Source organism: uncultured Sphingomonas sp., from assembly GCF_964237155.1.
In the GTDB taxonomy this organism is placed as follows: Bacteria; Pseudomonadota; Alphaproteobacteria; order Sphingomonadales; family Sphingomonadaceae; genus Sphingomonas.
The window spans coordinates 1-21,507 of the sequence record NZ_CAXSHH010000043.1 but is presented as its reverse complement, the minus strand read 5'-3'; the positions used below and the strand labels follow the sequence as shown (position 1 = coordinate 21,507).

Here is a 21,507-nt window from a genome sequence, read left to right as displayed (position 1 = left end):
GCGTCGACGAGCAGGTCGGGGCCGAGCGCGGAGCCGCCGATCCCGACATGCAGGATATGGCGCACGGGGCCGAACGCCTCGGTGGCGATCGCGTCGATCACCGCGCGCATGCGGGTGTGGTAGGCTGCGGCGCGCGCCACGCTTTCGGGCTTGCCCTCGCCGCGCTCGGCGGTGTGCTCGACCGGGCGGTTCTCGGTGACGTTGACGGGCTCGCCCCGGAACATCGCCTCGCGCTTGCCGCCAAAGTCGCACGCGTGCGCCAGCTTCTCGAACGCGGCGACGGCGTCGGCGGTCAGGTGCGTCTTGGACCAGTCGAAATGGATGCCCGCCACGTCCAGCGACAGCCGCGCGAGCCGGTCGGGGTCGTCCACGAACAGCTCGCGGAGATCGGGCGAGGGTAGGGCTTCGATCGCGGTCCAGTCTGCGGCCATGGTTCGGTCCTCCGGTAAGGCTTTAGGCGGTAACGCCGGTCGGCCCCGCGCGCCACCCGTGAAAGCCGTTCGGCCTTGACGCCCCTCGTCGCCTCGCGCACTTGGTCCGGCGATGGCCACCATTCCAACGCGGTCCCCGGCGCGCTCGGAAGGCGCGGAGACCGGGCGCTTCCTGCTCAAGCTCGCGCTGTTCGTGCTGCTGTTCCGGTCGTTCGTGGTCGCGCCGTTCGTGATCCCGTCGGAATCGATGCTGCCGCGCCTGCTGATCGGCGACTATCTGCTCGTGAGCAAGTGGAACTACGGCTATTCGCGCTGGTCGTTGCCCTGGGGGGTGCCGCTCATCCCCGGCCGCCTGCTCGCGCGCCAGCCGGTGCGCGGCGACGTGGCGGTGTTCCGCGCCAATCCGATGAACGACCACGACGTCATCAAGCGCGTGATCGGCCTGCCGGGCGACACGGTGCAGATGCGTGGAGGGCGGTTGTTCCTTGGAGGCCGCGCGATCCCCAAGCTGCGGGTGGCGGACTTCACGGTGCCGATCACGCCCAACTACACCTGCCCGTCGCAGTTCCAGGATGTCGGCACCGAGGGCCCGATCTGTCGCTATCGCCGCTACCGCGAGACGCTGCCCGGCGGGCGAAGCTACGACGTGCTCGACCAGGCCGATATTCCGCAGGCCGACGATACGGAGGTGTTCACGGTTCCCGCGGGCCACGTCTTCATGATGGGCGATAACCGCGACAATAGCGGCGACAGCCGCTTCGCGCCGCCCGTCGGTTTCCACTTCGTGCCGCAGGCCAACCTGGAGGGGCGCGCGCTCGTCACCTTCTTCTCGACCGACGGCACGGCGGAATGGCTGAAGCCGTGGACTTGGGCGTCGGCGGCCCGCGCGGAACGGATCGGCGAGACCTTCTGAGCGAGCTGGCCGCCTGGGTCCGCGCGACCTTCGGTCACGAACCGGGGGATCTCGCCTTGTTCAGGCGCGCGGTGACGCACTCCAGCCTCGAGAACGAAGGCTCCTACGAGCGGCTGGAGTTCCTCGGCGACCGGGTGCTGGGGCTGATCATGGCCGAGTGGCTGCTAGAGCTGTTTCCCAACGAGGCCGAGGGCAAGCTGAGCCGTCGCATCAACATCCTGGTGTCGGGATCGGTCTGCGCCGAGATTGCGCGGGAGATCGGCGCGGCGGAGCAGCTGCGCCTCAACAAGCAGGCTTACGACGACGGCGCGAAGAACAGTGACTACGTGCTCGGCGACATCGTCGAGTCGCTGCTGGGTGCGCTGTATCTCGAAGCGGGACCGGAGGCGGCGCGCGCCTGGGTGCGAAGCGCGTGGGCTGACCGCGTCCATCGTCAGGATACCGCGCGCAAGCACCCGAAGGCGGAATTACAGGACTGGGCGCTCGCGAAACAGCGGGGCACGCCCGTATACGAGACCACGGACGAGACCGGCCCGGACCACGCCAAGCGGCACACGGTCGCCGCGCGGCTCGGCCAGGCCCAGCGGACCGCGGTCGGTTCGACCAAACGCGAGGCCGAGACCGAAGCCGCGAGGCTGCTGCTGGCGGCCCTGCTCGAGGAGGAGCCGACCGCACCGCGTAAAAGGCGATCCGCGCCGCGCCGCGTGGTCCTCGCCAGGCCCGCGACGCCATGACCGACGATCGACGGAGATGCGGCCTGGTCGCCGTCGTCGGCGCGCCCAACGCCGGCAAGTCCACGCTGGTGAACGCGCTCGTCGGCCAGAAAGTCGCGATCGTCTCCCCCAAGGCGCAGACGACGCGCACCAAGCTGCTCGGCGTCGCGATCGAGGGCGACGCGCAGCTGCTGCTCGTCGACACGCCCGGCATCTTCGAGCCGAAACGTCGCTTCGACCGCGCGATGGTCGCCGCCGCCTGGGACGGAGCGGCGGGCGCGGACATCGTCGCGCTGGTGGTGGACGGGAAGGGCGGGCTCGGCCCCAAGGTCACCGGGATCGTCGAACGCATCGCCGCGCGGCCCGAACCCAAGCACCTGGTGCTCAACAAGGTCGACCTGGCGGACAAGGCCAAGCTGCTGGGCCACGCCGAGAAGCTGAACGCGCTCGTCGCGTTCGACGAGATCTGGTTCGTCAGCGCGCAGACGGGCGACGGGGTGCCCGAGCTGAAATCGGCGCTGGCGCGGCTGATGCCGGCCGGGCCGTGGCATTATCCGGCGGATCAGGTGTCCGACGCGACGGAGCGCGCGCTCGCCACCGAGATCACGCGCGAGCAGCTGTTCCTGCAGCTCCACGCCGAGCTCCCCTACGCCAGCGCGGTCGAGACCGAGCGGTACGAGGAACGCCCCGACGGATCGGTCGAGATCCACCAGCAGATCCTGGTCGAACGCCCGACCCAGCGCGCGATCGTGCTGGGCAAGGGAGGCGAGCGGATCAAGCAGATCGGGGCGCGCGCGCGGGTGCAGCTGGCGACGCTCATGGAGCGGCCGGTGCACCTGTACCTCCACGTCAAGGTGAAGGAAGGCTGGGCCGAGGACCGCGAGGTTTACCGCGACATGGGGCTGGACTGGGTGGAGTAGCTCAGGCCGCGAGCAGATCATCGACCCAGGCGGGCACCAGGTCGCCCGCCGGGCCGAGCCGGGTCTCGTCGAACCAGCCGCTACCGGCGGATCGCTCCAGATTGAGTTCCAGCGTCCGCGCGCCGTGATAGGCGGCCGTCTGGACGAACCCCGCCGCCGGATACACCGCGCCCGAGGTGCCGATCGACACGAACAGCCCCGCCCCGGCGATCGCGCGTTCGATGCGATCCATCCCGTACGGCATCTCGCCGAAGAACACGATGTCGGGACGGAACGCGGGCGCGGCGCAGGCCGGGCAGGGGGTGCCGGGCGGGAGCGATCCCGTCCACGCCCGACGCTCGCCGCACTCGGCGCAGAGCGCCGCGCTCAGCTCGCCGTGCATGTGGATCAGCCGGGTCGATCCGGCACGCTCGTGCAGGTCGTCGACATTCTGCGTGACGATCAGCAACTCGCCCGGCCACTCCGCCTCCAGCCGCGCGAGCGCCCGATGCGCGGCGTTGGGCTCGACCCGATCCAGCGCGGCGCGGCGCTCGTCATAGAAGCGGTGGACGAGCTCGGGATCGCGGCGGAGCGCTTCCGGGGTGCAAACGTCCTCGACGCGGTGCCCCTCCCACAAGCCTCCCGGGCCCCGGAACGTGGCGAGCCCGCTCTCGGCGGACACGCCCGCGCCGGTGAGGATGACGATGTCTTGAGGCATTTGCCCTTCCTAGCCCCTCTCCCGCCTTCGCGGGAGAGGGGCTAGGAAGGGCATCAGCGCTCCACCACGTCCCGCTTCATCGGCGCCAGCTTCGCGAGCAGTCGGTTCTGCGCGGGGAACGGCACGCCCTCCGCCCGCATCGCCCATTGCAGGTTCTCGACCAGCGCGCCCACGTCGGCGTCTTGGAGCCCCATGTTCCGGTGCGCGTCCTTCATCGATCGCCCGGTATAGGCGCAGCCGCCGCCGAGCAGGTAGCAGAAATGCTCGTTCAGCACGCGGCGGAGGCGGACGAGGTCCTGCCCCTTGAAGATGTCCCCGATCCGTGGGTCGGCCTGATTACGCGCGAGGAATGCGTCGACCATCCGCCCGACACCCGCGCCCCCGTGAAAGGCCCGCCACATCCCGTCGCCCGCGAAGGGCGCGGCTCCGGCGTTGGCGGGGCTTTGGACATAGGGAGCGACCGGCTCCTCGACGGCGGCGACCTGAAGCAGAAAGGCGAGCAGGATCATATAATCTCTCTAGAATCCGGTCTGGAGCTGGACGAATAGCCCGCGCTGGTCCTTCATCGTCGCGATGTCGCCCAGATCGGCATAGGCGGCGGTCAGCGTCAGGTTGCGATGGACAGCCCAGGCCGCGAACAGGTCGTAGGCGTCGTCCTCCCGCGCGAAGCCGAGCCGGTCGGGCTTGGTCCGGACCTCCGCCCCCACCGCGAGCCGGGGGGACAGCATCACCGCCGCCGATCCCTCGAACTGAGCGCCGTGCCCGGTGCCCTTGTCCCCGCCATGGCCGAGCAGCCCCCATTGATTGGCCTCCGTCAGCCGCAGCGTCGCGTCGACGATCAGGCCGCGCGCGAGCAGCACCTTGGTGGCGGACACGTAATAATCGGTGCCGTTCGTCCTGGTCGCGCCCACCGCGCGGAGCACGGGCGCGCGGTCCGCGTGCTTGTGCTGCACCCCGATCGACACCTGCGGCAGGACCGTGTCCTGAGCCCACACCGCATCGCCGAACAGCCGAACCTTGGCCCCGAAGATAGCCTGTCCGAAGGTGAACCCGCGTCCGAGGCCGAGCGCGGCCCCATCCGACCGCGGATCGAAGCGCTGCCGAGTGTAGGACAGCTCGACCCGGTCGCGGATGCCGATCGCGACGCCGTACGCCTCCAGGTTGAAATCGGGAAGGAACACGCCCGTCGCATGGGCGGTCGCACCGATCCCGGCGTCGGTTTCGTTGCCCGCGATCGTCGCCCAGGCCGCGATCCCGCCGCCCGCCGATCCGTCGACGCCGGTTATCCCGTCCGTCAGCACCAGCTTGCCATCCTTCCGCCAATCGGCGGCATGGGCAGACACACTGATCGACAACAATAACATGATGGAATAAAAGGATTTCATGCCCAGCCGCTCCGGTGCTCGTCTAGCCCGGAGTTGGTGAACGCCCCGTAAAGACGGCCTTTACCGGACGTCAAAGCGACCGGGGCTAAGCGCCGCGATCATGTCGCACCGCCTTGCCCTCATCGCGCTCGCGTCCGTCGCGACGCCCGCCGCCGCCACGCCCGTCGCGATCACCGTTCAGGGGCCGACCGGCGCGCCGCTGGCGGGCGCGGTGGTGACGATCGAGGTGTCCGGCCGGGCCTCGCCCGCCCCACGTGGGCCGTATGCGATCGAGCAACGCGACATCCAATTCCAGCCGCGCGTGTTGATCGTGCCCGTGGGAGCGACCGTGAGCTTTCCCAACCGCGACAAGGTCCGCCACCACGTTTACTCCTTCTCCAAACCAAAGAAGTTCGACCTGCGGCTGTACGGCCGCGAGGACGCTCGCTCGGTCGCGTTCGACAAGCCGGGAGTCGTGTCGCTCGGATGCAACATCCATGATCTCATGAGCGGGTTCGTGTTCGTCAGCGCCACGCCCTTCGCGGCGCAGGCGGGCGCGACGGGCCGGGTCGTCTGGACCGACATCCCCGCCGGCCAGGCGGTCATGCGCGTCTGGCATCCCTCGATCCGCGCGCCGGGCAACAGCCTGTCGCGGTCGATCGCGGTCGGCGCGTCCGGATACATGACGACGGTGACGATCGGCCGGTGAGGCGCGCCGGTCTTCTTCGACTCCGCTCGATCCGCTTTCGTACGCTTCGCAGCAGGCTGAGCATCCTTTATGCGGGATTGTTCGCGCTGGCGCTGCTTGCGATCGCGGGCGTGACCCAGGTCGCGTTGGAGCGGAGCGCGCGGGCGATGACCGAGGCGGAGCTGGCGACCACCGGCGAAATACACGATAGACTGTGGGCGGAGCGCGAGCGGTCGCTGACCGACGCGGCCGATATATTGGCGCGTGATTTCGGCTTTCGCTCGGCGGTGGCGAGCGGCGACCGACCGACGATCGCCTCGGCGCTCGTCTCCCTCAGGACGCGCGCGCGGGTCTCGGGGGCCATGATGGTCGATCTGGACGGCGCGGTCGTGGGCGGAACGGGGCCGCTCGCACGGGCCGCCGCCGAACTGCCCTTCGCCCTTTCGCGTGGTCGCCGCGATGCGGTCGCGATCGTCGGCGAACGCCCGTACCGGCTGGTGATGTCGCCCATCCTAGCACCGACCGAGATCGGCTGGGTCGTGTTCGCGCTCCGCCTCGACGGTGCCGAGATGCGCGCGCTCGAAAGCCTGTCGGCCATCCCCCTCACCGCCACCGTGCTGCGCCGCGACGGCGGGCGCTGGATCGCCACGGAAAGCGACCTTCCACCCAGCGCCGCGCTCGATGCGCTGGTCGCCAGCCCCGACGCCGGCCACACGCCCACCAGCCTGTCGCTCCCGCATGGGCGATCGCTGGCGCTCGTGAAGCCGCTCGCCGGGCCGGGCGGTGACCCGCAGGCGGCGCTGCTGATCCGCTACCCGCTCGCGCTGGCGCTCGCACCCTATCAGCCGCTCCAGATCGCCATCGCGCTGACCGGTCTCACCGGCATGATCTTCGTGCTGCTTGGCAGCGGCTGGCTCGCCAGCGGGATCACGCGGCCGCTGGCGCTCCTCGACCGCGCCGCACGCGCGCTGGAGGACGGCACCCGGACCGAACTGCACATTGACGGCGCGGACGAGATCGGCCGCTTGGCGGAAAGCTTCAACCGCATGTCGGCGGGGATCGTCGAGCGCGAGACGCGGATCACGCACATGGCGTTCCACGACTCGCTGACCGGCCTGCCGAACCGCGCGGCGCTCCGCCATGCGCTGGAGCAGGCGGTCGCGCGCACCACGCGGGCCGGCGGGACATTGGCGGTGCTGTGCCTCGATCTCGATGGGTTCAAGATGGTCAACGACACGCTCGGCCACCCGGCGGGCGACCAGCTCTTGAAACTGATCGGCGCGGCCCTGGTCGAACTGGCCCCCGATGGCATGGTGGCGCGGCTGGGCGGCGACGAATTCGCGATCGTGCTGGCGGGAACGCCGGGCCCCGATCGCGCCCGCGTCTTGGCTCAGGCGGTGCTCGACCGCGTGCGCGAGCCGGTGCGGATCGACGGCCAGCTCGTCGCCACCGGGGTCAGCATCGGCATCGCGGTCGGGCCGGCGGACGGTCGCGACGCCGACCAGCTACTCAAGAACGCCGATCTCGCGCTCTATCGCGCCAAGGGCGACGGTCGCGGCGTGTTCTCCTTCTTCGAACCGTCATTGGACGCGGCGGCGCGAGCGCGGCGCGAGCTGGAGCTTGACCTGCGCTGCGCGATCGCGACCGGGCAGTTCGTGCTCCACTATCAGCCGATCGTCGATCTCGGCACCGACCGGATCGGCGGCTTCGAGGCGCTGCTACGCTGGAACCACCCGACGCGCGGGCTCGTCCCGCCCGTCGAGTTCATCCCCGTCGCCGAGGACACGGGCCTGATCATCGCGATCGGCGAATGGGTGATGCACGAGGCCTGCCGCTTCGCCGCCGACTGGCCCGATCATGTGCGGATCGCGGTCAACGTGTCACCGCTGCAATTCCGCCACGCGGGTTTCGCGAGCGTGATCGCCCAGGCCCTCACGCGCAGCGGGCTCGCCCCGGGGCGGTTGGAGGTGGAGATCACCGAGTCGGTGTTCCTGGAGGGCGAGGGGCCTGTCGTCACGCTGCTTCACTCGCTGCGCGCGCTCGGCATCCGCGTTGCGCTCGACGATTTCGGGACGGGCTATTCGTCGCTCAGCTACCTGCGATCGTTCCCGTTCGACAAGATCAAGATCGACCGAAGCTTCGTCATCAACGTCGCCAGCGACCCGAGCGCGGCGGCGATCGTCCGTGCGATCGTCGACCTCGCGGGCGCGCTCCATATGGACACGACGGCGGAGGGGGTGGAGGACATCAACCAGCTCGCTCGATTGCGCCAGCAGGGGTGCGGGAGCATCCAGGGCTACCTGTTCAGCCGCCCGGTCCAGGGCGACCTGGTGGCGGGGCTGCTCGGGCGCGAGTTGGCGCGGGCGGCCTAATCCTTCTTGGCGCGGGCGGCCTGATCCTTCGCCCGCCGGGGGTTAGGCGACCAGCCGTTCCGCCTCGGCCAGCGCGGTGGGGTCGTCCACGTCGATCCAGTCCAGGTCGCCGCAATCCACCACCCGAGCGCGACCCGTGGCCGCCAGGGCGCGCACGCCGTCGGTCAGCGATGGCGCGGGCATCCGGCCCAGTACGTCGAACAAGGAAGGGCCGACCGCGAACACCCCGGTGTCGTAGCAGTCGTGCGGCTCCAACCCCTTGCCGATCGCGACGATACGGTCGCCCATGGTCCGGACGCAGGTGACGTCGAGCGGGTCGACGAACGGGTGCCCCAGCCGACGATCGATGCCCAGGCGCAGGCCTTCGCCCGCTCCCGCCTCGGCCATGCGGCGATAGAGCGCGGGCGCGACGAGATGGTCGCACATCGCCAGCAATGCCTGACCTTCGATCACCGGCGCGGCGGCCCGGACCGACACGCCGTTGGGCAGCCGCCAGTCGCCCGAGCGCACGGTCTCCACGATCACCGGCCAATGCCGCGCGCGCAGGTACTCCTCGACCGCGTCCGCGCCGTAACCGGTCACCACGACCACCCGCGCGATCCCCGCCGCGCCGAGCCCGGTCAACGCATGGTCGATCAGCGTCCGGCCCGCCACCGGGCACAGCGGCTTGAGCGGGGTCGCGCCGCGCAGCCGGCTGCCCTCGCCCGCGGCGAGCAGGATCGCGGTATCGATCACCTCAGGCGGCTTCGATGAACCGCTCGACCTCGAGTTGCGCGACGTCGTCGGTCATCTGCGTGCGCGGGTGCTTGCAGAAATAGGCGGACGCGGCGTCGATCGGCCCCTTCAACCCGCGGTCGGTGGCGAGCTTGGCGCAGCGGATCATATCGATCGCGACCCCCGCCGAATTGGGACTGTCCTCGACCGACAGCCTGAGTTCCAGGTTCATCGGCACGCCGCCGAACAGCTGCCCCTCCATGCGGAGGAAGCAGACCTTGTTGTCGTTCTGCCACGGCACGTAGTCGGAAGGCCCGATATGGACGTTGTCGTCCGACAAGCGCTCGGCAGCGACCGACTGAACCGCCTCGGTCTTGCTGATCTTCTTCGATTCCAACCGGCGGTGGTTCGACATGTTGAGGAAGTCGGTGTTGCCGCCGGTATTGAGCTGGTACGTCCGGTCGAGCTTCACCCCGCGCTTGGCGAACAGGTCCGTCAGCACGCGGTGGACGATCGTCGCGCCCAGCTGCGCCTTGATGTCGTCGCCGATGATCGGCACGCCCGCTTCCTCGAACCGCCTGGCCCATTCGGGGTTTGACGCGATGAAGACGGGGATGTTGTTCACGAACGCGACCCCCGCCTCCAGCGCGCATTCGGCGTAGAACTCGGTCGCCTCCTGGCTGCCGACGGGCAGGTAGTTCATCAGCACGTCCGCGCGGGTGCGGCGCAGTTCCGCGACCACTTCGTCCTTGTTCGGCTCGGCCAGGTCGGCCAGCAGGAAGGTGCGGTCGTCCTTGAAGCCCGCCATGTGCTCGGCGAACCCGTCCAGCACGCGGCCCATCCTGACCACCGCGCCCGTCGCCTCGACCGTCGGGCAGAAGACGGCGGTGCAGTTGGGTTTGGCGAAGATGGCGTCGGCCACGTCCAGCCCGACCTTGCGGCGGTCGATGTCCCAGGCCGCCACCACCTCGATGTCCGACGGGCGGTATCCGCCCATGTCGTAATGCATGAGCCCGGTCTGGTCGTTCGCGCCCTCGCGGTAATGCGCCAGTCCCTGCACGAGCGAGCTCGCGCAGTTACCGATGCCGACCACGGCCACCTTTATGCTTGTCATCAGCCTATCTGATCCTTCGAGAGAAGCGCCGCGCCCACCTTGCGGGGCGGTGAAAAGGGATGCGCGCGCGCGAGCAGCCTAGACTCAACGCGCCGGTGCCACACGATGCCGATGATCGCGACCGGCGTCATGACGACGATTTCGGCCCACCAGAATAGCGTGGGCCGCCCAAGCACGCACGCGCCGAACAACGCCATCACGCGCATGTTGGCAGTCAGGAGCGCCAGCAGCCGCATGGGCGGCACCGCGTCGTCGGCGTAGCCGGCCCGCAACCGGGACCCTTCGGGACCCTCCAACGCGGCGTCGAACCGCGCCGTGACGCGATCCATGCCGAACGCCACGGCGTCATACAGCCGGACGAGCGGGTTGCCGTCCGCGGTCGCGATCGCCGGCTTCGGCCCGCCCTTGATCCTGCGATGATAGCGCGCCCGCTCACCCTCATACAGGCTCGACTGGACCGCATGCGCCGCGCCCGCGACGATCGCCAGCGCCCAGACCTGGGCGGTGCCGATCGACAGCGCCACCGCCACGTACATCAGGAGGAAGACGCCGTGATCGCACAGGCCATCGAGCATGCGCCCGAGCGGGCTGGAGGTTCCCGTCGCGCGCGCGATCATGCCGTCGAGCCCATCGAGGACGAGCCAGGCCGCCGCGAGCAGCAGGCCGGCGATGCTCCAGCGCCAATCCGACAGGTTCCCGAACGCCCAGGCGGCACCCGCCCCGACGCCCAGTCCGACGATCGAGGCCGCATTCGCCGACATGCCGAGCCGCAGCGCTGGCCCCAGCATACGCCGGGCGAGCGGGTGGATTAGGTGGAGATTGGTGGGATCCTCGATCCGGCGGTCGCGTGATCCATCCGGGGAAGGAGGTGTCATGATCCGGCAACATTGCCCGTAAAACCACGACCCGACAAGGGCCTATGCCGACCGGCCGCACCCGCGGCCACCCGCCCCGGCGAAGCCGCGACGGGCGTTTTCCGATACAGGCGAGGGCTTCCGGGAATTGCGCCGCGATGTCGATGGGTCGGTATGCATCCATGATGGACGTTTGCACGTTACTGGTCTGGTATTCCGTGTGTAACTTTGCGACGAAGCGTTGATGCGACGGGTTCGTCGTGCGATCGTCGCCGACGGGATGGATGCTTATGACGGTTCGCGCCCGCGCGTCGTCCAAGGGAGAGGATCGTTATGCGCCGCAGCGCCCTGACCGGCCGCCTCGAGCGGTATCTGTCATTGACCGAGGAGGAGCGCGACGCGCTCGATTGGGCCGAACGCCGCGAGGTGCGCGTGCCGTCGGGTATGGTGTTGATGGAGCAGGGCGGCACGGTCGACCAGCTCTTCGTCGTCCAGCAGGGCTGGCTGCATTCGTCGATCGAACTCAAGTCGGGCGGTCGCCAGATCCTGCGCTTCCATTATCCCGGCGACCTGATCGGCACGTCGAGCATCGCCTGGGCTCAAGCCGCCAACACCATCACCGCCGTGTCCGACTGTGTCGTGTCGGAACTGTCGAAGGTCAATCTCGGCCGCATCTTCAAGGCGCAGCCGCGGCTCGCGGGCATGTTGTACGCGATGGCCGCGGCCGAGAACGTGGCCATGAGCGACCGGCTCGCCTCCATCGGCCGCACCGACGCGATCGAGCGGTTGGCGACCTTGCTACTCGATATCCTGGCGCGCCTGCGCGTCACGGCGGGGGGCGTGATCGAGTCGTTCGACCTGCCGCTCACGCAAAAGGACATCGGCGACGCGGTCGGCCTGACCAAGGTCCACGTCAACCGCACGCTCGGCGAGATGGAACGACGGGGCATGATCGAGCGTAACGGCCGCCGCGTCCGGATCATCAACGAGGTCGAACTGGTTCGCTTCACGGGCTTCGTCGACCGGTATGCCACCGTGCAGACCGATTGGCTGCCGGCACCTACCGCACTGGCGGCCTGACAGGGCCGCCATTTGGTAACTTGAGGCAACGATCCCCGATTCCGTCGTTCCGCCTGGCGGCGTACGGCGGCATCGGGCGGCGCGGACGGCGTACGCTACGCGCCGATGGAACAGGGACGGACAGCATGTCGGAGCGTTTGGGTGTCGCGGTGATCGGCATGGGGGGCGCGGTCGCGACCACCGCGGCGGCGGGGATCGAGATGATCCGCAGCGGGTCGAACGACCTGTCCGGCCTTCCGCTCGCCGATCGGCAGGCGACGGGGTTGGCGGCGTACCGCGACATCCATTTCGACGGGTGGGACCTCAGCGCCGACGATCTGGGCACGGCGGCGATGCGCCACGGCGTGATCGGTGAAAAGGAACTGGCGAACGGGGCCGCCGCCTTGCGCGACATGCGCCCCTGGCCGGCGGTCGGCTCCACCGATTTTTGCGCCAACATCGACGGCGCGAATAAGATCGCGTCGCCCGGCCACCGCGCGGCCGTCGAGCGCATCAGGGACGATCTGTCGCGCTTCAAACGGGAAAAAGGGCTCGACCGCGTCGTCATGCTGAACCTGGCCTCCACCGAGCGCAAGATCGACGCCGACTCCGACGCCTGGAGCTCGGTCGGCGCGTTCGAGCGCGCGCTCGACCGGGACGACCCGGCGATCAGCCCGGCGATGCTATATGCGTATGCCGCGATCGAGTCGGGGACGCCCTACGCCAACTTCACGCCGTCGACGGCGGCTGACGTCCAGCCGCTCGCCGACCTCGCGGCGACGCGGAACGTGCCCGTCGCGGGCAAGGACGGCAAGACCGGCCAGACGCTGATGAAGACGGTGATCGCCCCGGCGCTGCGCGACCGCGCGCTCCATGTCGACGGCTGGTTCTCGACCAACATCCTGGGCAATTCGGATGGGCTCGCGCTCGACGATCCCAAGTCGCTGGCGTCGAAGGTCGACACCAAGAAGAGCGTGCTCGACCAGATCCTGGGCTACCCGGTCGAGGATCACATCATCATGATCCATTATTACCGCCCGCGCGGCGACGACAAGGAGGCGTGGGACAATATCGACCTGACGGGCTTCCTGGGCCAGAAGATGCAGCTCAAGCTCAACTTCCTGTGCAAGGACTCGGTGCTGGCGGCCCCGCTCGCGATCGAGATCGCGCGCTGCCTCGGCCTCGCCCAATCGCGCGGCGAGGGCGGGGTGCAGGAGCAGCTGGGCGTCTTCTTCAAATCGCCCCAGACCGCGGGCGGTCGCGAGCCGATCCACGCCTTTGGCGAACAGCAGCTGATCCTGGATAACTGGATCGCGGGCGGGAAGTGACCGGGATGCAGGACGGGCGGGCCAGGCTGGGTCCCGGCCTGTTGCCGTTGTTCCAGGAACTCGGCGATCTGAAGCGCATTCGCTCCGCCGATCGTCCGGGCACGATCGCGGACCGGCTGTTCGCGGACGGCTGGGCGGCGCTTGCGGCCGGCGTGCCCGCGGCGGACGTCATGGCGCGCGTCGTCGCGGCGGCGCTGGCGGCGGCGCGGCTGGGCGACCTCGATCTCCCCAAGCTGCGCGCGCTGGGGTTGGGCGGCGAGGCGATCCCGGTGCTCGAACGCGCGTTCGACGAGGTGGCGGTCGACATCGACCCCGCGCTCGCCGCGCGGCTGCGTCCCGCGCTCGGGCACGGCGCACCGGAACCGAGGCCCGTACCCGATTTCGTGGGGCTCCTCACCCGCCAGCCTCGTGCGGGCGTGACCTGCCCCGGCAGGCCGCGCATCATGCTCCAACCGCCCGAGAACCACGCCGAACACTGCCTGATGGTCGCGGTCTATGTCGTGATCGTCGCGCCGTTATACGACGCCGATCCGGTCGCCGCCTTCGTCGCCTCGATGGCGCACCATCTCCACAATGCGGCGATGCCCGACTCCGGTTTCAGCGGAGAGGTGCTGCTGGGCGACGCGCTGGGCGCGGTGATCGAGCGCGCGCGCGACATGGCGATGGCCGAACTCGCGCCCGCGGTCGCCGGGGAGGTTCGCGCCGCGCTCGCGCCCATCGGCGGCGACGAGACGCCCGAGGCGCGCGCGTTCCATGTCGGCGACGTGCTCGACCGCGTGCTCGAGATCGAACAGCATCTCCGCGCCGCGACCGTCACGATGATCGACGTGCTGGACACTTACGGCCTGGTCCATGACGGCCCCGTGAAGGGCTTTCACGACCGCGTCCTGACCGAGGCTGGGCTGGCGTGATCCCGCTGCTCTCGCCCACCAGCGGGCAGCCGCTCGAGCACGACACCCCCCACTCGCTCGCCGACGGCTGGGGCGGACGTTGGCCGGTGGTCGACGACATCCCCTATCTGCGTGTCGAAAGCGAAGGACTGGTCGCGCTTGCGCTGGGTCACCTCGATGGCGGCAGGCCCGACGAGGCGCTGGTCGCGCTCCTCACCGATCAGGATGCCTGGTGGACCGGCCCCGCGACCGACCTGTCCAACCTCCGCCGCCTCGTCGCCGAGCGGGACACGCTGTCATTGCGCGACGCGATGGCGCTGCTCCGCTTCGGCCCGGTCGCCGACTATTTCGCCTATCGCTGGAGCGACCCGACCTACCTCGCCGGCCTCGCGCTGCTCCAGGCGCACTGGACCGCTCCGAAGAACGCGTTCGAACTCGCCTGCGGCATCGGTCACTATCTCCGCGAGCTCACCCGACGCGGCGTTGCCGCCCTGGGCGCGGACGTGGTATTCGCCAAATGCTGGCTCGCCAAGCACTGGGTCGCGCCGGAAGCCGAGTACATCGTGTTCGACGCGGGCGCGACCTGGCCGATCGGCCCCGAGCGGTTCGACCTCGTCCAGTGCCACGACGCCTTCTACTTCATGCCGCGTCAGGATTTCGTCGCGGACCATCTCCGGGCCGCGGTCGCACCCAGTGGGGTGCTGGCGATAACTCACGTCCATAACAGCGCCGTCGCGGGCGGCGCGAAGGGTCCGGCCAAGCGGGGGGAAGAATGGGCGACGCTGTTCCCGGACGCGACCGTCTATGACGAACGCGCGTTGCTGGGCGCGCTCATCGAGGCGCATGCCCCCGAGCCGACCGGATGGATCGACGATCCGATCGTAGAAGCTTGGTCGCTGGTGGAGGGCGGGACCACCGTTCGCCCGGTCGATGGTGGCCTCGCGCTGCCACCGACCGACGCGGCGCTTCGTCCCAATCCGCTGCTCGCCCAAGATGGCGTACGTTGGCCGTCCGATCGCTACCGCGACGAGTATGCCGACGGGTGCTCGTGGACGAGCGATGACGGTGACGACGTACGCACCCGTCGCCTGGTTGACCTTCCGGAGCGGTGGTGATGGTCTCGACCACCCCACTCCCGTTCGGCCTGAGCTCGTCGAAGGCTCGTCCTTCTCCCTCCGCCGAACTTCGACAAGCTCAGGGCGAACGGAAAGGATGAGCCCCCCCCGCTGGGGCATCGCCGGCTTCGGCTGGGTCGCGTGCGACTATATGGCGCCCGCGATCGAGGCCGCCGGGGGCATCGTGGCCGCGATCGCCGACCCGTCCCCGGTCGCGCAGGCCAGCGCCGAGTCGGCGGGCATCCTGTCCTTCGACGACACGGCGGCGATGCTGTCGAGCGGCGAGGTCGACCTGCTCTACGTGGCGACCCCCAACAACGCGCATCTCGGCCCCGTCCGCGCCGCCGCCGAGGCCGGCGTGCCCGTGCTGTGCGAGAAACCGCTCGCGCACTCGCTGGACGACGCGGAGGCGATCGGCCGCGCCGTCGCCGACACCGGCGTTCTCTATGGCACCGCCTTCGACCAGCGCCACCACCCCGCCCACCGCAGGATGGCCAAGCTGATCGCGGACAGCGCAATCGGCCGCCCCGTCGCGGTCAGGATCGTCTATTGCTGCTGGGTCGATCCGCTCTGGTCCGCCGATGGGCTGGGCTCGCCCAACTGGCGCGCCGACCCGCTGGCCGCCGGGGGCGGGGCGGTCATCGACCTCGCGCTTCATGGCCTCGACCTCGCGCGGCTGCTGGTCGGCGAGCCGCTCGACCGCCTCCACATCGACCTGCAACGCCGCATCCACGATTATCCGGTCGACGACGGCGGCGTCCTGTCCGGCCGCACCGCGTCGGGCGTGCTCCTGACAAGCCACGTGGCCTATAACTGCCCGGAAATCCTGCCCCGCCGCCGCCTGGAGGTGCAGGGCGAGACCGGCCTTTTGACCGCCATCGATACGATGGGCCAGACGCCAGGTGGGACAGTGACCCTGACCAATGATCAGGGCGTCGTTGGCGTGAACTTTGATGAACTTTCGCCCTTCACCGCCCAGGTCGCCGCCTTTCAGGCCGCGGCGAAGGGCGAGCCGCACGACTTCTCGATCACCCGCGACCTCGATCTCATGCGCCTGTTCGACCGCGCCTACACCCGGGCGCGGGCATGCCTCTGACCTATTGGGCCTGCGCCAATTGCGGTTTCTGGCAGCGCCATTTCGCGCCGCCAGACTGCCCCGTATGCACCGATGTCCGCAACGAGCTCCCCGCCGACGGCTGGCGCTTCCTCCCCGAAACCGAGGTCCGCGCCACGCACGAAGGGCAGGGCAGGGAGGTCGCGCCCGGCCTGTGGGCATTCACCACCACCCCGAACCTCGGCCTCGCCGGCACCGGCTGGCTGATCGTCCGTCCCGAGGGCAACATCGCCTTCGAGGCCGCGCCGTATTATTCCGCCGCGATGCTCGCGCAGGTCGAGCGGCTCGGCGGCGTCGCGATCCTCGCCGCCTCGCACGCCCACGGCTACGGGGCGCTCTGGCAGCTCCAGAACGCCTTCAGCCCGCCCGTCCTCGCGACTCACCGCGACGACCTACGCATGACCAAGGCGTTCCAGGTCACTTGCCCCTACGACGACGTGCTCGAACTCGCCCCCGGCTACGTGCTCCGGCACGTCGGCGGCCATTACGAAGGCCAGGCGGCGCTTCACGACGCGCCCGGCCGCCGCCTGTTCTGCGGCGACATGTTCAAGATCGACCAGGACGCCGCCGGCCGCAGCCAGGCAATCAGCAGCCACAAGGCGTTCCACCTCGACATCCCGCTCACCCACGCCGAGCTCCGCCGCTACCGCGACGTCATCGCGCCGCTCGATTTCGACACGGTGCTCACCCCCTTCGAATACGCACCCGAGATCGGCCGCGCGCAGGCGCTCGCCGCGCTCGACGAGGCGCTGAGCCGACCGCCCGGCGTCCGCCGCCTTCCCCTGGAGTCCTTGCGTTGATCCACTGCGCCGAACCCGTCCCCGACATCGCCCGCGCCTATGTCGACGCGATGCCCGCGGGCGAGTGGTACCTATTCGACATGAGTCCGCTCGACCGCACGGGCGTCCCCGCCTGGAAGGCCGCGCTTTTTCCCAATGATCCCGTCGCCGCCGGATGCGAGATGCAGCAGGGCACCGGCTATGGAGAAACCCATGCCCGCGCCATCATCGCCGCCGTCGCCGAATGCCACGAGGAGGTCCATGCCCGCCTCGGCTTCGCGCGGATGGAGCAGGTCGAGGGCAGCTACGACCGCCTCGTCGCCGAGCGGGGGAGGGGCGCGGTCGCCGACCCGCTCGAACTCTGCCTCCCCGCCGGCTCGCCCATCGGCCGGGACACCCCGCTCCGATGGGTGGAGGCGCGCCGTTGGTTCTCGGGCGACCCCGTGCTCGTCCCCGTCGACCTCGCCGCGCTCTCGACCGACGCGCTGCCGGGCGGCTACCGCCCTTTCACCACGCTCATCACCAACGGGTTGGGCGCCGGCCCGACGCGCGAATGGGCGCGCGCGCACGGTCTGTTCGAACTCCTCCAGCGCGACGGCAACGGCCTGTTCTTCCGGGCGCTCGACCCCGGCGTCCGCCTAACCTTCGACGATCCGCTCCCGCCCGAGCTCCAGGCCGTCATCGACCGCGTCGCGGGCGCGGGGATCGACCTGCTCCCCAAGTTCGCCACCGACGAGTTCGGCCTCGTCAATCTCTATGTCGTCGGCGGTGACCGCGTGTCCGAAGCGCTCCCCGTCCCGATCGCGATGACCGGGGGCGGGGAGGCGTCCGACCTCGACCGCCATTCCGCGCTCCGCAAGGCGGTGCTCGAATACGCCCACGCCCGCGCGCGCAAGGCCTTCACCTTCGGCCCGCTCGAGCTGATCCGCGCCGTCATGCCACCGGGCTATTGGGAGCGCGTCGAGCCCCGCACCCGCCGCGCCGCCCGCGACACCGAACCGCGCCAGGTCGACGCTTTCCGCCGTTGGCTGTCGCTGGACGGCCCCGCGCTCCGCGACCTGCTGACCGATCCCGTCTTCACCGTGCGCAGCGAGCGCCCCTTCGCCTCGCTCGCCACCAGCGACATCGTCGCGCCGGAGGCCAAGGGCGACGAAGCCGCGCGCCGACTGGTCGCCGCCGACTTCGACCCGCTCGTCCTCGACTGGACCGCCGATGGCGCGCCGATGCACGCCGCGCGCGTGATCGTCCCACGGCTCGAGGTCGAGACGATGAGCTACGCCCGCATCGGCGAGCGCGGCGTCGCCAAGCTCGTCGCGGCCGACAGCCCGCTGATCCGCTGGGGCGAGCCGAGCGAGACTCGCCGCCCCGTCCGTCTGACGCGCGAGGCGCAGGACCGGCTCGGCGGCCAACCCCTGTTCGACACCGCCGAAGCGGAGCGGATCGTCGGCGGGCTCTATCCGCTCTACCGCGAGCCCGGCAGCCACGAGATGATGTTCCACACGGCCACGGAGCCCGCATGAGCCTGCGCTACGCCTACAACACCAACGGCGCGGCCTCGCACCGGCTGGATGACGCGATCCGGCTGATTGCCGACAGCGGCTATGACGGCGTCGCGCTCACGCTCGACCACCATCATCTCGATCCCTTCGCGGACGGCTGGCGCGTCGAGGCTGAACGGGTCGCTGCGCTGCTCGCGTCGCTGGACCTCGGCAGCGTGATCGAGACCGGCGCGCGCTACCTGCTCGACCCGCGCGACAAGCACGAACCCACGCTCGTCACCACCTCGCCCGAGGGCCGCGCGCGCCGCGTCGCGTTCCTCCAACGCTCGGTCGACATCGCCGCGATCCTCGGCTCCGAAACCGTCAGCTTCTGGGCGGGCGTCCCCAAGCCGGAGGTCGACCGGACCGACGCGTTCGACTGGCTCGACCGCGGCCTCGCGCAAATCTGCGAGTATGCCGACCGCGCGGGCGTCGCCGTGAGCCTGGAACCCGAGCCGGGCATGCTGATCGAGACGGTCGGCGACTACCAACGCCTCCACGACTTCCATCCGAGCCTGTGCCTCGCGCTCGACACCGGCCATTGCCTCGTGACCGGCGACATCGATCCGGAGGAGGCGGTGCGCCTCTACGCCTCGCGCCTGGGCACCGTCGCGATCGAGGACATGCGCCGCGGCGACCACACGCACCTGCCCTTCGGCCAAGGCGACATGGACGTCCCCGCCATCCTGTCGGCGCTCGCCGCGATCGATTTCACCAAGCTCGTCTGCGTCGAACTCTCTCGCGAGTCCCCGCGCGCCCACGCCGCCATCCCGGAAGCGATCGCCTATCTGAAAGACGCCGAGCGGTGAGGGTCTGCTTCGTCTCGCGCCGGTTCTTTCCCGCCATATCCGGCATGTCGATCTATGCGATCAACCTGCTGCGCGAAATCGTCGCGGCGGGGCACGACGTGACGATGGTCAGCCAATATTACGGCGATCCCGCCCGCCGCGCGGTCTATGGCGGCGGTCCGCCCCCGCCGGTCGCCGGCGTCCGCGTGATCGGGCTGGAAGCGGTGGGCGAACAGGACGGCGGCGATTTCGAGCGGGATGTCGACGCCATGGTCGCGGCGATCGCGCGCGAGCACGCCGCCGCGCCGTTCGACGTCCTCCACGCGCAATACGGCTACCCGACCGGCTGGGCGACGCTTCTCGCCGCCAAGCGCCTGGGCGTGCCGTGCGTCGTCTCGATCCAGGGCGGCGACGGCCACTGGGTCGGTTCGTGCTGCGAGACGCACCGAGAGGCGATGATCCGCGTGCTCGATTACGCCGGCGCGCTGCTGATCGGTGGTGCGAGCTTCGCGGAGGAAGTCCGCGACCGGCTCGGCACCCCGGTGGATCGCTTCACGATCGTCCCCGGCGCGGTCGACACCGACCGGTTCACGCCGGGCGAGGAGAGCACCGGCCCCGTCCGCCTGCTCTATCATGGTCGCGTCGACCGCCGCAAAGGCGTGCTCGACTTCCTCCAGGCGCTCCCCGCCGTCCCCGGCGACTGGACCGCCACGATCTCGGGCATCGGTCCCGATGTCGAGCCCGCCCGGACGCTGGCGGCCGACCTCGCGCTCGGCGACCGCGTCGTCTTCACCGGCTACGCCGATTACGCCGACGTGCCCGACCTCTACCGCCGCCACGACGTGTTCGTCTCGCCGACCTACGCGGAAGGGTTCTCGAACACGATCCTGGAGGCGATGGCGAGCGGCCACGCCGTCTTGTCCTGCCGCGCCGTCGGCGTCGTCGACTGCCTGCGCGACGACGAGAACGGCCTGATGACCGACCCCGGCGACGTGCCCGCGCTCGCCGCCGCGCTGACCCGTCTCGCCCGGGATCGCCCCTTACGCGAACGCCTCGCCGCCGCCGCGCTGGAGGAATGCCGCCGCGTCTACGGCTGGAGCGCGGTCGGCTGGCGGATCGTCGGCGTCTACGACCGGCTGATCGGGACTACGCCCGCCACCGACTTTTCGGAGGAGCTGCCGATGACCCCGTGCCGCTTCCGCGCCGAGCCGCATCTGTTGTGACCGGCAACTTGGTCGCCGTGTCGCCCCATCTCGACGACGCCGCCTTCTCGGCGGGCGGTACGCTCGCGGCGTATGTCCGGGACGGCGGCCGTGTGACGATCGTCACCTGCTTCACGGGCAACGTCGCCGATCCGCAGGGCTTCGCGCTCGCCTGCCAGATCGACAAGGGCCTGTCCGCCGACCTCGATTACATGGCGCTCCGCCGTGCCGAGGACGAGCGCGCCTGCGCGGCGATCGGCGCGACGCCCGTCCACCTGCCGTTCCTCGAAGCCCCGCATCGCGGCTACGAGTCCGCCCCAGCCTTGTTCGGCGACCTCTTGCCGGCCGACGACATGGCCGACCGCCTTGCCCCCGAACTCGCCAGTGCGACCGAGGGCGCGACGCTGATCCTCGGCCCGTTCGGCATCGGCGACCATGTCGACCACCACATCGTCCGCGAGGCGCTGACCCGCGTCGTGGGTCCCGAACGACTCCTTCTATGGGAGGACTGGCCCTATCTCGACCGCGCCGACCGCCTGCCTGTCGATCCGGCCCGGACCGTCGATCTCGATGCCGAGCTCATCGAACGCCGTATCGCCATGTGCGCCGCCTACGAGAGCCAACTTGGTTTCCAGTTCGGCGGACGCCTCGCCATGATCGAGCGTCTCGGTGCGATTGGGCGCGAACGTTTCCACAAGGCGCTCTGATTGTTGAATTCCGTTCGCCCTGAGCTTGTCGAAGGGTCGTTCTTCCTTCTACGGCGTAGAAGAGCGAGGCTTCGGCAAGTTCAACCCGAACGGAGAGTGACATGAAGACCCGCGCCGCCGTCGCGTTCGAGGCCAAGCGGCCGCTGGAGATCGTCGAGCTCGACCTGGAGGGTCCGGCTGCTGGCGAGGTTCTGGTCGAGATCATGG

General features: G+C 69.8%; 21 protein-coding genes and 1 pseudogene. 15 read left to right on the top strand and 7 right to left on the bottom strand.

The window, feature by feature from the left end; genetic code table 11:
* Positions 1–431: pseudogene (locus tag ACFE71_RS10350) on the bottom strand (glucose-6-phosphate isomerase); the annotation flags it as partial.
* 112 nt (positions 432–543) lie between these two features.
* On the opposite strand from ACFE71_RS10350, the gene lepB reads away from it, so the two are divergent.
* The 3 genes from lepB to era are packed head-to-tail and all read left to right on the top strand — an operon-like array spanning position 544 to position 2,977.
* Positions 544–1,344: a signal peptidase I gene (gene lepB, locus ACFE71_RS10345; RefSeq protein ID WP_375428711.1), complete on the top strand. Its 801-nt coding sequence runs from the start codon at positions 544–546 to the stop codon at positions 1,342–1,344.
* Entirely contained in the window at positions 1,281–2,078 is a 798-nt protein-coding gene (rnc, locus tag ACFE71_RS10340) for a ribonuclease III (protein ID WP_375428710.1), read from the top strand. Before lepB ends, rnc begins: the two co-directional genes overlap by 64 nt.
* Complete coding sequence (era, locus tag ACFE71_RS10335) at positions 2,075–2,977, top strand: GTPase Era (RefSeq protein ID WP_375428709.1); 903 nt, start codon at positions 2,075–2,077, stop codon at positions 2,975–2,977. The genes rnc and era overlap by 4 nt, the downstream gene beginning before the upstream one ends.
* A gap of 1 nt (position 2,978) precedes the next feature.
* Here the strand turns inward: era and ACFE71_RS10330 are convergent, their stop codons facing one another.
* Genes ACFE71_RS10330 through ACFE71_RS10320 form a run of 3 tightly spaced genes read right to left on the bottom strand, consistent with a single transcriptional unit; the run spans position 2,979 to position 5,017 of the window.
* Complete coding sequence (locus ACFE71_RS10330) at positions 2,979–3,674, bottom strand: NAD-dependent deacylase (RefSeq protein ID WP_375428708.1); 696 nt, start codon at positions 3,672–3,674, stop codon at positions 2,979–2,981.
* Positions 3,675–3,727: 53 nt separating this feature from the next.
* A complete protein-coding gene (locus tag ACFE71_RS10325) occupies positions 3,728–4,183 on the bottom strand; it encodes a group 1 truncated hemoglobin (protein WP_375428707.1) in 456 nt (151 codons plus the stop codon).
* Between the two features lie 9 nt (positions 4,184–4,192).
* Positions 4,193–5,017 (bottom strand): DUF3034 family protein, encoded by an 825-nt coding sequence (locus ACFE71_RS10320; protein ID WP_375428706.1) that lies wholly within the window; start codon positions 5,015–5,017, stop codon positions 4,193–4,195.
* A 142-nt stretch (positions 5,018–5,159) separates the two neighbouring features.
* On the opposite strand from ACFE71_RS10320, the gene ACFE71_RS10315 reads away from it, so the two are divergent.
* Together ACFE71_RS10315 and ACFE71_RS10310 are read left to right on the top strand one after the other, a co-directional pair.
* Positions 5,160–5,747: a methylamine utilization protein gene (locus ACFE71_RS10315; protein ID WP_375428705.1), complete on the top strand. Its 588-nt coding sequence runs from the start codon at positions 5,160–5,162 to the stop codon at positions 5,745–5,747.
* Positions 5,744–8,098 carry a putative bifunctional diguanylate cyclase/phosphodiesterase gene (locus ACFE71_RS10310; protein ID WP_375428704.1) on the top strand — a complete coding sequence of 785 codons (2,355 nt, stop codon included), beginning with the start codon at positions 5,744–5,746 and terminating at the stop codon, positions 8,096–8,098. The genes ACFE71_RS10315 and ACFE71_RS10310 overlap by 4 nt, the downstream gene beginning before the upstream one ends.
* Before the next feature lie 42 nt (positions 8,099–8,140).
* Here the strand turns inward: ACFE71_RS10310 and ACFE71_RS10305 are convergent, their stop codons facing one another.
* Genes ACFE71_RS10305 through ACFE71_RS10295 form a run of 3 tightly spaced genes read right to left on the bottom strand, consistent with a single transcriptional unit; the run spans position 8,141 to position 10,801 of the window.
* On the bottom strand, positions 8,141–8,833 hold the full coding sequence (locus ACFE71_RS10305; protein WP_375428703.1) for an NTP transferase domain-containing protein: 693 nt from the start codon (positions 8,831–8,833) through the stop codon (positions 8,141–8,143).
* Position 8,834: 1 nt separating this feature from the next.
* Positions 8,835–9,926, bottom strand: coding sequence for an inositol-3-phosphate synthase (locus tag ACFE71_RS10300; RefSeq protein ID WP_375428702.1), 1,092 nt, complete (start codon positions 9,924–9,926; stop codon positions 8,835–8,837).
* Entirely contained in the window at positions 9,926–10,801 is an 876-nt protein-coding gene (locus ACFE71_RS10295; protein WP_375428701.1) for a CDP-alcohol phosphatidyltransferase family protein, read from the bottom strand. The genes ACFE71_RS10300 and ACFE71_RS10295 overlap by 1 nt, the downstream gene beginning before the upstream one ends.
* Before the next feature lie 312 nt (positions 10,802–11,113).
* On the opposite strand from ACFE71_RS10295, the gene ACFE71_RS10290 reads away from it, so the two are divergent.
* From ACFE71_RS10290 to ACFE71_RS10245, 10 genes are all read left to right on the top strand, one after another.
* Positions 11,114–11,860, top strand: a complete 747-nt coding sequence (locus ACFE71_RS10290; protein ID WP_375428700.1) for a Crp/Fnr family transcriptional regulator — start codon at positions 11,114–11,116, stop codon at positions 11,858–11,860.
* A gap of 125 nt (positions 11,861–11,985) precedes the next feature.
* Entirely contained in the window at positions 11,986–13,167 is a 1,182-nt protein-coding gene (locus ACFE71_RS10285) for an inositol-3-phosphate synthase (RefSeq protein ID WP_375428699.1), read from the top strand.
* 5 nt (positions 13,168–13,172) lie between these two features.
* Complete coding sequence (locus ACFE71_RS10280) at positions 13,173–14,078, top strand: hypothetical protein (protein WP_375428712.1); 906 nt, start codon at positions 13,173–13,175, stop codon at positions 14,076–14,078.
* Complete coding sequence (locus ACFE71_RS10275) at positions 14,075–15,172, top strand: class I SAM-dependent methyltransferase (RefSeq protein WP_375428698.1); 1,098 nt, start codon at positions 14,075–14,077, stop codon at positions 15,170–15,172. Before ACFE71_RS10280 ends, ACFE71_RS10275 begins: the two co-directional genes overlap by 4 nt.
* A 97-nt stretch (positions 15,173–15,269) precedes the next feature.
* Positions 15,270–16,268, top strand: coding sequence for a Gfo/Idh/MocA family protein (locus ACFE71_RS10270; protein ID WP_375428697.1), 999 nt, complete (start codon positions 15,270–15,272; stop codon positions 16,266–16,268).
* Positions 16,259–17,086, top strand: coding sequence for a hypothetical protein (locus tag ACFE71_RS10265; RefSeq protein ID WP_375428696.1), 828 nt, complete (start codon positions 16,259–16,261; stop codon positions 17,084–17,086). Before ACFE71_RS10270 ends, ACFE71_RS10265 begins: the two co-directional genes overlap by 10 nt.
* Positions 17,083–18,585 (top strand): YcaO-like family protein, encoded by a 1,503-nt coding sequence (locus ACFE71_RS10260; protein WP_375428695.1) that lies wholly within the window; start codon positions 17,083–17,085, stop codon positions 18,583–18,585. Before ACFE71_RS10265 ends, ACFE71_RS10260 begins: the two co-directional genes overlap by 4 nt.
* Positions 18,582–19,412, top strand: coding sequence for a sugar phosphate isomerase/epimerase family protein (locus ACFE71_RS10255; protein ID WP_375428694.1), 831 nt, complete (start codon positions 18,582–18,584; stop codon positions 19,410–19,412). Before ACFE71_RS10260 ends, ACFE71_RS10255 begins: the two co-directional genes overlap by 4 nt.
* On the top strand, positions 19,409–20,614 hold the full coding sequence (locus ACFE71_RS10250) for a glycosyltransferase family 4 protein (protein WP_375428693.1): 1,206 nt from the start codon (positions 19,409–19,411) through the stop codon (positions 20,612–20,614). Before ACFE71_RS10255 ends, ACFE71_RS10250 begins: the two co-directional genes overlap by 4 nt.
* Positions 20,611–21,300, top strand: coding sequence for a PIG-L deacetylase family protein (locus ACFE71_RS10245; protein WP_375428692.1), 690 nt, complete (start codon positions 20,611–20,613; stop codon positions 21,298–21,300). Before ACFE71_RS10250 ends, ACFE71_RS10245 begins: the two co-directional genes overlap by 4 nt.
* Positions 21,301–21,507: the final 207 nt, after the last annotated feature.